At 62.0% G+C, this 12,015-nt stretch carries 17 protein-coding genes; 10 read left to right on the top strand and 7 right to left on the bottom strand.

Going from position 1 to position 12,015, the window contains the following annotated elements:
- The first annotated feature begins 66 nt into the window (after positions 1–66).
- The 4 genes from gpmA to AC1DEK_RS12570 all read left to right on the top strand — a co-directional run bounded on the left by gpmA (position 67) and on the right by AC1DEK_RS12570 (position 3,768).
- Positions 67–810, top strand: a complete 744-nt coding sequence (gene gpmA / locus AC1DEK_RS12585; RefSeq protein WP_478125562.1) for a 2,3-diphosphoglycerate-dependent phosphoglycerate mutase — start codon at positions 67–69, stop codon at positions 808–810.
- Between the two features lie 99 nt (positions 811–909).
- Entirely contained in the window at positions 910–2,352 is a 1,443-nt protein-coding gene (locus AC1DEK_RS12580) for a S41 family peptidase (RefSeq protein ID WP_478125561.1), read from the top strand.
- Positions 2,353–2,405: 53 nt separating this feature from the next.
- Entirely contained in the window at positions 2,406–3,164 is a 759-nt protein-coding gene (locus AC1DEK_RS12575) for a HesA/MoeB/ThiF family protein (protein ID WP_478125560.1), read from the top strand.
- A gap of 190 nt (positions 3,165–3,354) precedes the next feature.
- Positions 3,355–3,768 (top strand): response regulator, encoded by a 414-nt coding sequence (locus tag AC1DEK_RS12570; RefSeq protein ID WP_478125559.1) that lies wholly within the window; start codon positions 3,355–3,357, stop codon positions 3,766–3,768.
- Between the two features lie 229 nt (positions 3,769–3,997).
- On the opposite strand, the gene AC1DEK_RS12565 is transcribed toward AC1DEK_RS12570, so the two are convergent.
- Complete coding sequence (locus tag AC1DEK_RS12565; protein ID WP_028249172.1) at positions 3,998–4,630, bottom strand: response regulator; 633 nt, start codon at positions 4,628–4,630, stop codon at positions 3,998–4,000.
- Positions 4,631–4,739: 109 nt separating this feature from the next.
- Here AC1DEK_RS12565 and AC1DEK_RS12560 point away from each other — a divergent pair, with 109 nt between their 5' ends.
- The 6 genes from AC1DEK_RS12560 (at position 4,740) to AC1DEK_RS12535 (ending at position 8,250) form a co-directional block, all read left to right on the top strand.
- Entirely contained in the window at positions 4,740–6,083 is a 1,344-nt protein-coding gene (locus tag AC1DEK_RS12560) for a CHASE3 domain-containing protein (RefSeq protein WP_478125558.1), read from the top strand.
- Positions 6,084–6,221: 138 nt separating this feature from the next.
- A complete protein-coding gene (locus tag AC1DEK_RS12555; protein ID WP_286602063.1) occupies positions 6,222–6,386 on the top strand; it encodes a DUF1328 domain-containing protein in 165 nt (54 codons plus the stop codon).
- Between the two features lie 53 nt (positions 6,387–6,439).
- On the top strand, positions 6,440–6,814 hold the full coding sequence (locus AC1DEK_RS12550; protein ID WP_478125557.1) for a hypothetical protein: 375 nt from the start codon (positions 6,440–6,442) through the stop codon (positions 6,812–6,814).
- 53 nt (positions 6,815–6,867) lie between these two features.
- Complete coding sequence (locus AC1DEK_RS12545) at positions 6,868–7,248, top strand: hypothetical protein (protein WP_478125556.1); 381 nt, start codon at positions 6,868–6,870, stop codon at positions 7,246–7,248.
- On the top strand, positions 7,238–7,705 hold the full coding sequence (locus tag AC1DEK_RS12540) for a hypothetical protein (protein ID WP_478125555.1): 468 nt from the start codon (positions 7,238–7,240) through the stop codon (positions 7,703–7,705). The genes AC1DEK_RS12545 and AC1DEK_RS12540 overlap by 11 nt, the downstream gene beginning before the upstream one ends.
- Positions 7,702–8,250: a ferritin-like domain-containing protein gene (locus tag AC1DEK_RS12535; protein WP_478125554.1), complete on the top strand. Its 549-nt coding sequence runs from the start codon at positions 7,702–7,704 to the stop codon at positions 8,248–8,250. The genes AC1DEK_RS12540 and AC1DEK_RS12535 overlap by 4 nt, the downstream gene beginning before the upstream one ends.
- Before the next feature lie 89 nt (positions 8,251–8,339).
- On the opposite strand, the gene AC1DEK_RS12530 is transcribed toward AC1DEK_RS12535, so the two are convergent.
- From AC1DEK_RS12530 to nudB, 6 genes are all read right to left on the bottom strand, one after another.
- Entirely contained in the window at positions 8,340–8,537 is a 198-nt protein-coding gene (locus AC1DEK_RS12530) for a CsbD family protein (protein ID WP_478125553.1), read from the bottom strand.
- A 129-nt stretch (positions 8,538–8,666) separates the two neighbouring features.
- Positions 8,667–9,494, bottom strand: a complete 828-nt coding sequence (locus AC1DEK_RS12525) for a DUF429 domain-containing protein (protein ID WP_478125552.1) — start codon at positions 9,492–9,494, stop codon at positions 8,667–8,669.
- Positions 9,495–9,545: 51 nt separating this feature from the next.
- Complete coding sequence (locus AC1DEK_RS12520; RefSeq protein ID WP_478125551.1) at positions 9,546–9,968, bottom strand: BLUF domain-containing protein; 423 nt, start codon at positions 9,966–9,968, stop codon at positions 9,546–9,548.
- 5 nt (positions 9,969–9,973) lie between these two features.
- Positions 9,974–10,705, bottom strand: a complete 732-nt coding sequence (gene folE / locus AC1DEK_RS12515) for a GTP cyclohydrolase I (RefSeq protein WP_478125550.1) — start codon at positions 10,703–10,705, stop codon at positions 9,974–9,976.
- A 79-nt stretch (positions 10,706–10,784) separates the two neighbouring features.
- Positions 10,785–11,543, bottom strand: coding sequence for an endonuclease/exonuclease/phosphatase family protein (locus tag AC1DEK_RS12510; RefSeq protein WP_478125549.1), 759 nt, complete (start codon positions 11,541–11,543; stop codon positions 10,785–10,787).
- Entirely contained in the window at positions 11,540–12,007 is a 468-nt protein-coding gene (gene nudB / locus AC1DEK_RS12505) for a dihydroneopterin triphosphate diphosphatase (RefSeq protein WP_478125548.1), read from the bottom strand. The genes AC1DEK_RS12510 and nudB overlap by 4 nt, the downstream gene beginning before the upstream one ends.
- Between the last annotated feature and the right edge of the window lie 8 nt (positions 12,008–12,015).

Here is a 12,015-nt window from a genome sequence, read left to right as displayed (position 1 = left end):
CCTTGAGTGGCAAACCCCGGATTTTAGAATGTCGGGTTTCCGCACGTGTTCCCAAAGGCCTCCCCCATGCACAAACTGGTACTGATCCGCCACGGCGAATCGACCTGGAATCTCGAAAACCGCTTCACCGGCTGGACCGACGTCGACCTCACGCCCACCGGCATCGAACAGGCCAAGCTGGCCGGTCGGCTGCTCAAGGCGGAAGGCTATGACTTCGACGTGGCCTACACCAGCGTTCTCAAGCGCGCCACGCGCACGCTCTGGCACACGTTGGATGAGCTGGACCGGACCTGGCTGCCGGTGGTGCATTCGTGGCGCCTCAACGAACGCCACTACGGCGGACTGCAAGGCCTGAACAAGGCGGAAACGGCCAAGAAGTATGGTGACGAACAGGTCCTGGTCTGGCGCCGGAGCTACAGCACCCCCCCGCCGCCACTCGAGCCGAACGATCCACGCAGCGAACGCAGCGACGTGCGCTATGCAAAACTGGCCCCCGAGCAAATCCCACTGACCGAATGCCTGAAAGACACCGTCGCTCGAGTGCTCCCCTTCTGGAACGAATCCATGGCGCCTGCAATTCGCGCCGGACGGCGGCTTGTCGTTGCGGCGCACGGCAATTCCATCCGGGCGTTGGTCAAATACCTCGACGGAATCTCCGACGACGCGATCGTCGGGCTCAACATTCCGAACGGGATTCCACTTGTGTACGAGCTGAACGACGAACTCAAGCCGATGCGCCACTACTATCTCGGCGATCCCGAGGCGGCTGAGAAAGCCGTTGCAGCTGTGGCCGCGCAAGGCAAGGGCTGACAAAGTCCGAAATAGATTGAAGGGATTCACGGAACCCCGGCACACAACCAGCTTCCAAGCTGTGTATATTGGTTTGACAGGCGACAAGGACTCTTACACATGGGCCAGAAATTGAAAATCACCGGCTGGGTTGCCGCGGGCGCCTTTGCCGGCGCGCTGACCACGGTCTCGTTGCAAACCGTTGCACGCGGCTCCCTGGCTCCCCTGCCTCTGGAAGAACTGCAGCAGCTCGCTGCCGTCTTCGGAATGGTCAAGAGCGATTACGTCGAGCCGGTCGACGAAAAGAAGCTCATTTCGGATGCGATTTCAGGGATGGTGGCGGGGCTCGATCCGCACTCCCAATACTTCGACAAGAAGTCTTTCAAGGAATTTCGCGAAGGCACCACGGGCCGATTCGTCGGTGTCGGCATCGAGATTTCGCAGGAAGACGGCCTGATCAAGGTCGTCTCTCCGATCGAGGGTTCACCGGCTTTCCGGGCCGGCCTCAAGCCGAACGACCTGATCACCAAAATCGACGACACCGCCGTGCGCGGGCTGTCGCTCAACGATGCCGTCAAGCGCATGCGTGGCGAGGCCAACACCAAGGTCCTGCTCACGATCTTCCGAAAGGACGAGAACCGCACCTTCCCCGTGACGATCACGCGCGAAGAAATCCGCACGCAATCGGTGCGAGGCAAGGTGATGGAGCCCGGCTACGCGTGGATCCGCTTGTCGCAGTTCCAGGAGCGCACGGTCGACGATTTCGTCAAGAAGATCGAGGAAATCTACAAGCAGGAGCCCAATCTCAAGGGCATGGTGCTCGACTTGCGCAACGATCCAGGTGGGCTCCTCGATGCCGCAGTCGCCATTTCCAGCGCCTTTCTGCCTGAGAACGTCACCGTTGTCTCCACCGATGGCCAGCTGGCTGAAAGCAAGGCCGTTTACAAGGCGGCGCCCGAGTTCTACCAGCGTCGTGCAGGCAGCGACCCACTGCGCGGACTTCCGGCAGGACTGAAGACCGTGCCGCTCGTGGTGCTCGTCAACGAAGGCTCGGCGTCCGCCAGCGAAATCGTTGCGGGTGCTTTGCAGGACCACAAGCGTGCGACAGTCATGGGCAGCCAGACTTTCGGCAAAGGATCGGTGCAAACCGTGCGGCCGCTCGGTCCGGACACCGGCCTGAAGATCACGACGGCTCGCTATTACACGCCGAGCGGCACCTCTATCCAGGCGAAAGGCATCGTGCCGAACGTGCTCATCGACGAAAGCGCGGAAGGCAGCCCCTACGCCGCGTTGCGCATGCGTGAGGCCGACCTCGAGAAGCATCTGGCGAGCGGCCAGGGACCCGAGGCCAAGGACCCCGAGCGCGAGAAGGCTCGGGACGAGGCTCGCAAGCGTCTCGAGGAAGAGGCCAAGAAGCCGCCGCAGGATCGCAAGGTGCCTGAGTTCGGCTCGGACAAGGACTTCCCGTTGATCCAGGCGTTCAATCGCCTCAAGGGTCAGCCTGTGGTCGCGAGCAAAACCCAGGTGATCGTCGAAAACAAGGAAGAGAAGAAGGAAAACTGATCCCCACGGCGGGCTCCGCCAAGGAGCCTTTGCCGCGGCGATCCGAGAAGCGCATGGAAGACCACGACCTCCTGCGCTATTCGCGCCACATCCTGCTTGAAGAATTCGGCATTGACGGCCAAGCGCGCGTCAGTGCGTCGCACGCGCTGGTCATTGGGGCCGGGGGGCTCGGCTCTCCGGCCCTTCTCTATTTGGCGGCGGCGGGAGTCGGTCGTATCACGCTGGTCGACGATGACGACCTCGACCTGACGAATCTGCAGCGCCAGGTCGCCCATACCACCGCGCGGGTCGGCGTGCCCAAGGTCGATTCAGCCGCTGAAGCGATGCGCGCCATCAATCCCGACATCTCTATCGACACACACAAGCTGCGCGCAGACGACGAACTCCTGGCGCAATGGGTTCCGACGGCCGATGTCGTGATCGATTGCAGCGACAACTTCAGCACTCGCCACGCGGTCAATCGCGCCTGCGTGACGCACGGAAGGCCCCTGGTCGCTGGCGCGGCCATCCGCTTCGATGGGCAGCTCAGCGTTTATGACACGCGCGACCCGGCCTCTCCATGCTATGCATGCCTGTTTCCGCCAGACGCCGAATTCGAGGAAACGCGTTGCGCCGTGCTGGGTGTCTTTGCGCCGGTCGTGGGCACCATCGGCACCTTGCAAGCCAGTGAGGCGCTGAAACTGCTTGCCGGTATCGGTCCTTCGCTTGCCGGCAGCCTGCTGATGTTCGATGGCCGCCGGTCGAGCTTTGACACGCTTCGCGTTGTACGCGATCCGGGCTGCACGGTATGCGGTCACCGGGCGAGCACTTGACTCCCTAGCTGCCCAACCGCCGAACTGGCTTGGCGTCAAGACGGCCGCCGCCGCGTAAGAACAGGCCTACACATGCAGGCCGCGTAACCCTGCATCATCGCCGCCAACAAAAAAGATAACATTTGGCGGGCGGCTTTCCTTGGGGGCAAGCATTGCGTCGCATGGCTCGCCAAGGGAGCAAGTGGTTCTCATGGACCCAAGATTGAAAACCTATATCGTCGAAGACAACGTCACCATCCGAGAGAATCTTGTCGGCACTCTGGAGGAACTCACGTGCATTTCGGCCATCGGCTTCGCGGAAACCGAGGCTGACGCGAGTCAATGGCTGAGTCAGAACCCCGACGCATGGGAGCTGGCGATCGTCGATCTTTTTCTCAAGCAGGGAAGCGGTCTGGGAGTCCTGCAGACATGCATGTCCCGCCGCCCGCACCAACGAGTCGTAGTGCTCAGCAACTACGCAACTCCTGATATCCGAAAACGCTGCGCCCAGTTCGGAGTAGATGCAGTCTTCGACAAGTCCAACGAAATCGACGCCCTCATCGATTTCTGCGTAGAACAAGCCGCCTCCCGCCCCCGTCAATCCACAAAGATCAGCCCCAACTAAACGGAAGTCCCTCCGAGTGCGAGGGCGAGCGCCAGAAACACCGCGGAACCGGCTTAGCCGGGCCGCCGGTGTTGCCCCCGGCAGGGGGTAGGCGAAGCGACACGAAGTGCGCGAAGCCTGGGGGGCGAGCAACAGGAACACCGCGGAACCGGCTTAGCCGGGCCGCCGGTGTTGCCCCCGGTAGGGGGTAGGCGAAGCGACACGAAGTGCGCGCAGCCTGGGGGCGAGCTCAATCAATGAGCTTGTTCTTCAAAGCGTAATACGTGAGATCGCTGTTCGAAGACAGGTTCATCTTCTCCATCAAACGGGTTCGGTACGTACTCACTGTCTTGACCGACAACGACAGCGTCTTGGCGATGTCGCCCGCTGTCTCGCCCTTGGCAAGCTTCAGGAACACCTGGAATTCGCGCTCCGAGAGTTGCTCATGAGGCGCAGCGTCGTCCTTGCGATCGAGTTGGCGCGCCAGCAATTCGGCCACGGCCGGCGTGATGTAACGGCGGCCCAGCGAAATGGTGCGAATCGCGTTCACGATCTCGATCGGATCGCACTCCTTGTTGAGATAACCGCTCGCACCCTGACGGATGAGATTCATCGCATAGTGTTCTTCGGGGTACCCGCTCAGGATGAGGATGCCCACGTCGGGCGCCTTGGCGCGAATCATCGCCAGCGCATCGATGCCGCTTTGACCTGGCATCGACAGGTCCATCACGAGCACGTCCAACTCTGTCGTGCGCACGAGTTCGATGGCCTCGCGGCCACTGGCTGCTTCCCCCACCACACGCAGGTCAACGTGCTCGGAAAAGAACTGCCGCAAGCCGGACCGCACGATGGCATGGTCGTCCACAATTCCGATCTTGATCATCTGTTACCTTCGCCGTTGTATGACGGCCTTTTCTGCGCCGCAACCTGTCGACCCCTTGTCGACTTCAATTATTCCCGAATTTGGGACGTAGGCATCTGTCGGAGACCTCATGCGCTGGTTAGCTTTCCCGAAGATGGCCCTGAGCCTGACGCTCGCCACGCTGGCGGCGCTTGCGCTGGTCAGCATCAACGAGGCGAGCTATCGCCAATCCCACCGGGCGCTCGTCGAAGTGGGCGATGCGCAGCGCGCGCGCATGGTGCTCAACCTGATGCTACAGAACATCCTCGATGCAGAAACGGGCCAGCGGGGCTATTTGTTGACCGGCGAGGCGCGCTATCGCGAGCCTTACGACCAGGCAGTCAAGCAAGTTGACGGCCACCTGGCCACGCTGCAGAGCCTTTATGCCCGGCGGCCGGTTCAACTCGCACAGCTGGGCCAGCTCGCCAAGCACGTTTCGCGAAAGCTCGCTGAAATGGACATGAGCGTCCGCCTGCGGGAAAGCGGCAACGAAGATGCATGGAAATTCGTGATCACCACCGATGTAGGCCGCGAGGAAATGGACGCCATCCGCAACCAGGTCCGCCAGCTCGTTGCGGTCAGCAGCGACGAGCTTGCGCGCGGGCAGCTCCAGATCGCAAGCTCCTTGCGATTCGCACGCATCGGCATCGGCATCGTCGCGCTCGCAGGGCTCATCGCCTTTTATCTGTACCTGAGGCAGACGCATGCGCTGCGCTCTGTCGGCGAGCTCCAGCAATTGGCGCTCGAACGCGAACGCAACGCATTGGAGGGAGAGGTCCGCGAGCGCACCGCGACCCTCGCGGAGCTCGCCACCCATTTGCAGCAGGTGCGCGAGACCGAGCGCGGCTATCTGGCGCGCGAACTGCACGACGAGCTGGGTTCGCTGCTGACGGCTGCCAAGCTCGATGTCGCCCGCCTGAAATCCCGGCTTGCCGATTCTCCCGATGCCACACAGCGCCTACAGCATCTGAACGACCTGCTCAACAGCGGCATCGCGCTCAAGCGCCGGATCATTGAAGACCTGAGGCCTTCATCGCTGGCCAACCTCGGTCTGGTCGCATCGCTCGAGATTCTCGGACGGGAGTTCGCGGAACGCTCGAACATGGAGATCGAGATGGTGCTCGAACCCGCCACCCTGGACGAAGCGAACGAGCTCACGGTGTATCGGATGGTGCAGGAAAGCCTCACCAATATCGGCAAGTACGCGCAGGCGAGCGAGGCCAGCATCGTGATGAAGAACTACGGCAATCATGTCGTGGTCGAGGTCACCGATAACGGCAAGGGCTTCGATCCGCAGCGCAACGGCCCGACGAGTCATGGCCTTCAAGGCATGCGGCACAGGGTGGAAGCTGCCAAGGGCAAGCTCACCGTCACCTCCAAACCGGGCGAGGGAACGCGCCTGAGCGCGGTGCTTCCGTCGGCTCCGGCCCGTTAGCCAGGCGCGCCATTGCAGCGCGCTTTTTCATTCGACCCTCTCCTACGCCCCTCAGCCGTGGCTGCTGACAGGGGTGAGGTCAGCGGCCACTTAACGTTGAATCCACATCAACGAGACCGTTCTCGGAAGGAGTTCAGCATGTTGCATTACGCAGTCGTGTTCCTCGTCATTGCATTGATTGCCGCCCTCTTCGGGTTCGGCGGCATCGCGGCAAGCGCCGTGGGTATCGCGAAGATTCTCTTCGTGATCTTCCTGATCCTCGCCCTCGCAAGTTTCATCGCAGGCTTGATACGACGCGGGTAGCGTCGTTACGATGAGCGGGCTCTCGCAATAACTCTTCTGGAAGGAATATTTTCATGAACACGAACGTGAAGTCACCCGGTCAACTGGCAGAGGATGCTCGCCAGACTGCGAGCGACGCCGTCGACTCGACGCGCGCCTATGCACAAAACGCCGTGAACGCCGCCGGGGAGAAGGTTCGTGACCTGCGCCGCGACGCGGAGCCGGCGGTCGAACAACTTGCCGCGCGGGTGCAGCAGGCAGTCCAGCGTGGGCTCGACGCAGCTTCGACCACGAGCGCTCGCGCGCAGCGGCGACTCGAAGAAGCCGCTGACGTCACCGGCAAATACATCGCAGACCAACCCGTTCGCTCCGTACTCGTGGCTGCCGCAGCAGGCGCCGCAATCACGGCTTTGATCGTGTTGGCAAGCCGCCGCCGGGACGACTACTGACCTGAGCCGTTTCTTCATCGGCTCTCAGCGAGCCCTTCAACCCGCCTGGCACCATGCTTCATCCCATTTATTCCACGGTGCTAGGGCATCCGGAGTTGATCGCTGATCACCTTGCAAACTACGGCGCCCTGCTTCGGCAAGAGACCGAGGAAGCGAGCCGAGACCTGATCACCCGAACGGTTGCGGGCGTGCTGGCCGCTGTGAGCGCCATGCTGGCCCTGGGCCTGATCGGCATCGCCTTCATGCTGGGGTTCTTGCACGGCAGCTTTCACTGGGTGCTCGCCGTCGTGCCCGGCGTTGCGGTGCTGATTGCCATCGTGCTGGCGGTCGTCGCCGCGCGACCCCGCGAATTCCATGCGTTTTCGGATCTGCGGGCGCAAGTCGATGCCGACCTGCATGCGCTCCATCTGGCAGGAGAGCGCCATGAGTACTAGCGCCATGGGCACTGAGCGGGACCAACTCACGCCCCAGCAACGCTTGGCACTTTCGCGTCGCGCGCTGATGGCGCAACTGCAGGGCGAAGAGCCGTACCCGGACGAAATGGATGTGGGCGCCGTGCCGCAGCTCAGTCACAGCGATGATGAAACCAGGAGTCAGCCTTTCAGCTGGGCGGCAGTGGCTGGCAACGTGGTTCGGCGATGGTGGCGCAGGCACCCGGCGAACGCGGCCGGTCAGCTCGCATTGCCCTTGCTCGAACGCTATGCCCGCGAAGAGCCGGCAAAGCTGGTCGCTGCAGCAGCCGCCACGGGGGCACTGGTGGTGCTCGTCAAGCCTTGGCGGCTGCTCTCCATCACCGCCGTGCTGGCGGCCGTCCTCAAGACATCGGACGTGGCCGACCTGGTCACTACGCTCATGAAGAAAACCACGAACCCACGAAAGGATGCACCATGAACACTGCTGTCGAAGAACGCCCGAATCGCCTGGTGCTCGACCAATCGGCCATCGACGCGGCGGCCTCCCAGAGCCTCGATGATGGCGCCGTCACGCCCAGCTACGGGCCATGGCGCGACGATATCGTCAAGCTCTTGAACGACGCTCTGGCGACGGAGTTGGTCTGTGTGCTGCGTTACAAGCGCCACTATTTCACTGCCACGGGTGAAGCATCGCCGCCGATCGCGGACGAGTTCCTCGTTCACGCCAACGAAGAGTCGGCGCACGCAGACAGGATCGCCGAGCGCATCGTGCAACTTGGCGGAGAGCCGGACTTCAACCCCCGTTCATTGCTCGAGCGCAGCCATGCCCAATACGATGAAGCGCTGGACCTGCAGGCGATGGTGCGCGCCAACCTCGTTGCCGAGCGAATCGCCGTGGAGACCTATCGCCAGATGATCGTGCTCATCGGCGACAAGGACCCAACGACCCGCCGCATGCTCGAAGAAATCCTCTCGGACGAGGAAGAGCACGCCGATGAGCTGAGGGATTGGCTCGACCGCTGAACATGGGGCTTTCTTCCGACCATCAAAAAACCCGGCAGCTGCCGGGTTTTTGATGGTCTTTCGATGGTCGACAGGGCGTCCGGATCGACTCAGATCTTGTCCGGATCTTGACGCACAGCGTCCTTCACTTGTTCCTTGGTATCGCCATAGGTCTTCTGCACCTTGCCTGCGGCCTGGTCGACAGCACCTTCAGTCTGCATCTTTTCACTTCCGACGACCTTGCCGGCACCTTCCTTGAGCTTGCCCTTGGCTTCCTCGACACGGCCTGCCACTTGATCCTTGTTCATACAGAACTCCTTGATGGATGGTTGAATGGTCCAACTGAACCATCTCGATCAATCTAGTCAGCAGCGATGCGAGGTGCGTGGCCTGTGAGCGCGAACTCCTGTAGGACATGGGGAAATCAGGCCAGAAAATCAGGCCGTCACGATCCAGCCCTCCAGCGGATCGAGCGTCTCGGGGAGGCCATATCCGGGCCCTGCGCTCGTTTTGCGCGATGCACCCCAAGCCGCTTGCACCAGACAAAGCGCTGCATCGATGAAGTCGCCCTTGGTATCTTCCAGCAGTCGTTGGTGCAGCGGTGCGGGCACTGCCAGCTTCAGTCCGAGGCGCGTTGAACCTTCCTGCACCGCCGCCACGAGTTCGCCGCGGGCCAGACGGCGTTCGGGCGTCTGGGATGCTGAATCGTCGCTCTTGTAGCTGCGCCGGCCGATCAACTCCCGCGCCAGCAGCCCCGGGTAGCCCTCCAAAGCGATGCGCCTTCCGCTGTCGCCTTGCGACCTATGCACCGCCGGGAAATCGGCGCCCGCCCGGATCAAGCAGGGCACGCCCGCATGCAACATGAAGGCGACCGGCGGATTGACCCACTTCATTGACGAGCTCGAACCTGCCGGGACATCGGTCGCGCGGTGCGCAAACTTCCCGCCCACGGGTCGCGACGCGCAAAAGGACGCGAAAGTCTCCCGGATTTCGGACCGCCGGAGCGCAGCGTAGTGGTCGATGAGCCGCGGCCATTCCAAGGGCCATCCCAGATGAACAACCAACTCGCGCGGCAAGCCGAACGGAAAATCGAATGCGCCGATCCATTCGGGGGTTTCGGCCAGCCATTGGCCCCAGGCGGTCAGCGATGCAAAGCATTCGAAGCCGGTGAGTTGGACGCATTTGTCTTGCACCAGACCCAGCGCAACGACGATCGGCTTGCGCGCGTTCGGCGAGCTTGAAAAATCGCACCCGAGCAGCAGCATGGACGGCTCAGTCCGCCGCAAAGTCCGCGGGGATCCGCACTGATGGAAGACTCAGTGCCGCCCGACGATGGCGGCAGTCGCCATTAACTCTTCCAGCAGCGCCAACGACACGTTGCCGGACACCAGATAAGGATTGAGTTCGGCCGTTTCGGAGTACTTGAGCAGGGTCGAGGCGTTGAGCTTCGACAGATTGACCTGTCCCATGGTCCATCCACCGAAACGGCGCTCCGAAATCTCTTCATAGTGGAGCAGCACCACGTCCTTGTGGCGAGCATCTCGCTGGATGTGACCATACAACTCGCTGATGGCCGTGCGCCCGCCTTCGATCGCCTGCAGGAAAACGCCGCCGCCATAGCAAAGGATGCCGGTCACACCGCAAGCGGGGTTGTGCAAACGGGATTGCGCGAGGATTTCGTCGATGGCGCTCTGGCTCGTGTCCACAGCGCGGCTTGCATAGAGAAGGCGTACGAGCATGGCGTTCAGCGCTTGCGTGGAATAAGGGACAGAAATTCGCGGCGGAGGTTCGGGTCTTTGAGAAACACGCCGCGCATCACGGAATTGATCATCTTGCTGTCCATTTCCTTGACGCCACGCCATTGCATGCAGAAGTGCTCTGCCTCCATCACGAGCGCGAGACCATCAGGTTGCGTCTTTTCCTGGATCAGGTCGGCGAGTTGAACCACGGCCTCTTCCTGGATCTGCGGGCGCCCCATCACCCACTCGGCGAGCCGCGCGTACTTCGACAAACCGATCACATTGGTCTTCTCGTTGGGCATGACGCCGATCCACAGCTTGCCGATGATCGGGCAGAAATGGTGCGAACACGCGCTGCGAACGGTAATGGGGCCGACGATCATCAGTTCGTTGAGATGCTCCGCGTTCGGGAATTCAGTCAGTGATGGAGGCGCCACGTAACGGCCCCTGAACACCTCGTTGACGTACATCTTTGCGACGCGGCGGGCCGTATTGCCGGTGTTGTGATCGTTCTCGAGGTCGATCACGAGGCTTTCGAGCACGCCCTTCATCTTGATTTCGACCTCGTCGAGCAGACCCTCGAGTTCGCCCGGCTGGATGAACTCGGCGATGTTGTCGTTGGCGTTGAATCGTCTCCGGGCGGCCTGAAGGCGCTCCCGGATCTTGACGGACACGGGTGTGCCTTCGTCTTCAGCCCCTTCGTCGGGGCGCCGTGCGGCGTCGATGGTCCTTAGCATCCGAGCATCCTACCAGCGAATGGACTTGGCGCCATTAGCCCTACTGTGCCCACACGCCCCTTGCCGCCTGCCTCGGCAGCTACTGTTTTGATAGCAAAAAATCCGTCACCAGAGGCAGGTGATCGGACATCCGAGCCCAGATCGGCCCACGCGGCACGCTGCAGGCGAGGAGTTCGAGCTGCCTTCCATAGATGAAGTCGAGTTGGGTCACGGGCAGGCGCGACGGGTAGGTCAGCGGGCGCGGGCCGCGCAGATCATTCGAATCGCGCATGCCCATCGCGTTCATCGCGTAGCGCATGCGCGCGCCCCAGTCGTTGAAATCGCCTGCGACCACCAGCGGCTCTTTGGCCGGAATCTCGCGCTCGATGAATTCGCGCAGGCGCGCAACTTGGCGAACGCGGCTTCCCTTGATGAGCCCCAGATGGACGACGATGGCATGGACGGGCTGCCCGTCGACCTCGATGGCTACATGCAGCAATCCGCGCTGCTCGAACCGGTGGTCCGAGATGTCCTGGTGTGTCTTGCGAAGCACGGGCCAGCGCGTGAGCAACGCATTGCCGTGCTCGCCGTGCCGTGTCACGGCATTGGTCTCGTAAATGGCGGTATAGCCCTCGGGCGCCAGAAAGTCGGCCTGCGGCAGCTCCGGCCAATGCCTGAACCGCATGGCTGCCTGGCGGTTCATTTTGCGGACCTCCTGGAGGCACACGATGTCCGCATCGAGCTGCTCGATCGCGTGACCGAGGTTGTGGATCTCGAGGCGGCTGGCGGGGCCGATCCCCTGAACACCCTTGTGGATGTTGTAGGTAGCCACTCGGAGCTGGTTGGCCGGCGAATTCATCGCGCAAATTGTGGCAGGAGCAGTATCGCTTCGGCGTTAGACGGTGAAAAACAGGCGTCCGCCGCCTCCCGGTATGGCAGCCAGCGCCAAGCGGTATGTTCGCGAGGGTCGAGCTTCGGCGTCATGCGATCAGGCACGCACAAGCCAAAAAGATGCTCGGTGTTGTGCGTGATCTCGGGCGCATAGCGCGAGCGCCAACGCGGGTAGATCTCGTAGATGTTCTGCAGATTCCAGTCGATCAGCCGGTCGGCCAGATCGGTGCCGGGGCCGCACGCGATACCGGTTTCTTCCTCGACCTCGCGCGCGGCCGTGAGCGCCAGAGCTTCGTCCTGGGAGTCCTTGCTGCCCGTGACCGACTGCCAGAAGTCATTGGCGTCGGCACGGCGGATCAAGAGGGCATCGAGTGCCGGCGTATGGATCACGACCAGCACCGACTCCGGAATTTTCCAGGGACGCTCGCTCATACCGCGCC

Source organism: Variovorax sp. 10N420, assembly GCF_056394705.1.
The sequence above is the reverse complement of the archived record's forward strand: the minus strand, read 5'-3'. Positions and strand labels throughout refer to the sequence as shown.

Excerpts from the sequence above, each read along its gene's own strand:
- AC1DEK_RS12550 (WP_478125557.1), top strand. The coding sequence starts at position 6,440 with ATGAACACGAACGTGAAGTCACCCGGTCAACTGGCAGAGGATGCTCGC.
- AC1DEK_RS12580 (WP_478125561.1), top strand. The coding sequence starts at position 910 with ATGGGCCAGAAATTGAAAATCACCGGCTGGGTTGCCGCGGGCGCCTTT.
- AC1DEK_RS12520 (WP_478125551.1), bottom strand. The coding sequence starts at position 9,968 with ATGCTCGTACGCCTTCTCTATGCAAGCCGCGCTGTGGACACGAGCCAG.
- gpmA (WP_478125562.1), top strand. The coding sequence starts at position 67 with ATGCACAAACTGGTACTGATCCGCCACGGCGAATCGACCTGGAATCTC.
- AC1DEK_RS12540 (WP_478125555.1), top strand. The coding sequence starts at position 7,238 with ATGAGTACTAGCGCCATGGGCACTGAGCGGGACCAACTCACGCCCCAG.
- AC1DEK_RS12510 (WP_478125549.1), bottom strand. The coding sequence starts at position 11,543 with ATGAATTCGCCGGCCAACCAGCTCCGAGTGGCTACCTACAACATCCAC.
- AC1DEK_RS12560 (WP_478125558.1), top strand. The coding sequence starts at position 4,740 with ATGCGCTGGTTAGCTTTCCCGAAGATGGCCCTGAGCCTGACGCTCGCC.
- AC1DEK_RS12575 (WP_478125560.1), top strand. The coding sequence starts at position 2,406 with ATGGAAGACCACGACCTCCTGCGCTATTCGCGCCACATCCTGCTTGAA.
- AC1DEK_RS12545 (WP_478125556.1), top strand. The coding sequence starts at position 6,868 with ATGCTTCATCCCATTTATTCCACGGTGCTAGGGCATCCGGAGTTGATC.
- nudB (WP_478125548.1), bottom strand. The coding sequence starts at position 12,007 with ATGAGCGAGCGTCCCTGGAAAATTCCGGAGTCGGTGCTGGTCGTGATC.
- AC1DEK_RS12530 (WP_478125553.1), bottom strand. The coding sequence starts at position 8,537 with ATGAACAAGGATCAAGTGGCAGGCCGTGTCGAGGAAGCCAAGGGCAAG.
- folE (WP_478125550.1), bottom strand. The coding sequence starts at position 10,705 with ATGCTAAGGACCATCGACGCCGCACGGCGCCCCGACGAAGGGGCTGAA.
- AC1DEK_RS12570 (WP_478125559.1), top strand. The coding sequence starts at position 3,355 with ATGGACCCAAGATTGAAAACCTATATCGTCGAAGACAACGTCACCATC.
- AC1DEK_RS12535 (WP_478125554.1), top strand. The coding sequence starts at position 7,702 with ATGAACACTGCTGTCGAAGAACGCCCGAATCGCCTGGTGCTCGACCAA.
- AC1DEK_RS12565 (WP_028249172.1), bottom strand. The coding sequence starts at position 4,630 with ATGATCAAGATCGGAATTGTGGACGACCATGCCATCGTGCGGTCCGGC.
- AC1DEK_RS12525 (WP_478125552.1), bottom strand. The coding sequence starts at position 9,494 with ATGCTGCTGCTCGGGTGCGATTTTTCAAGCTCGCCGAACGCGCGCAAG.
- AC1DEK_RS12555 (WP_286602063.1), top strand. The coding sequence starts at position 6,222 with ATGTTGCATTACGCAGTCGTGTTCCTCGTCATTGCATTGATTGCCGCC.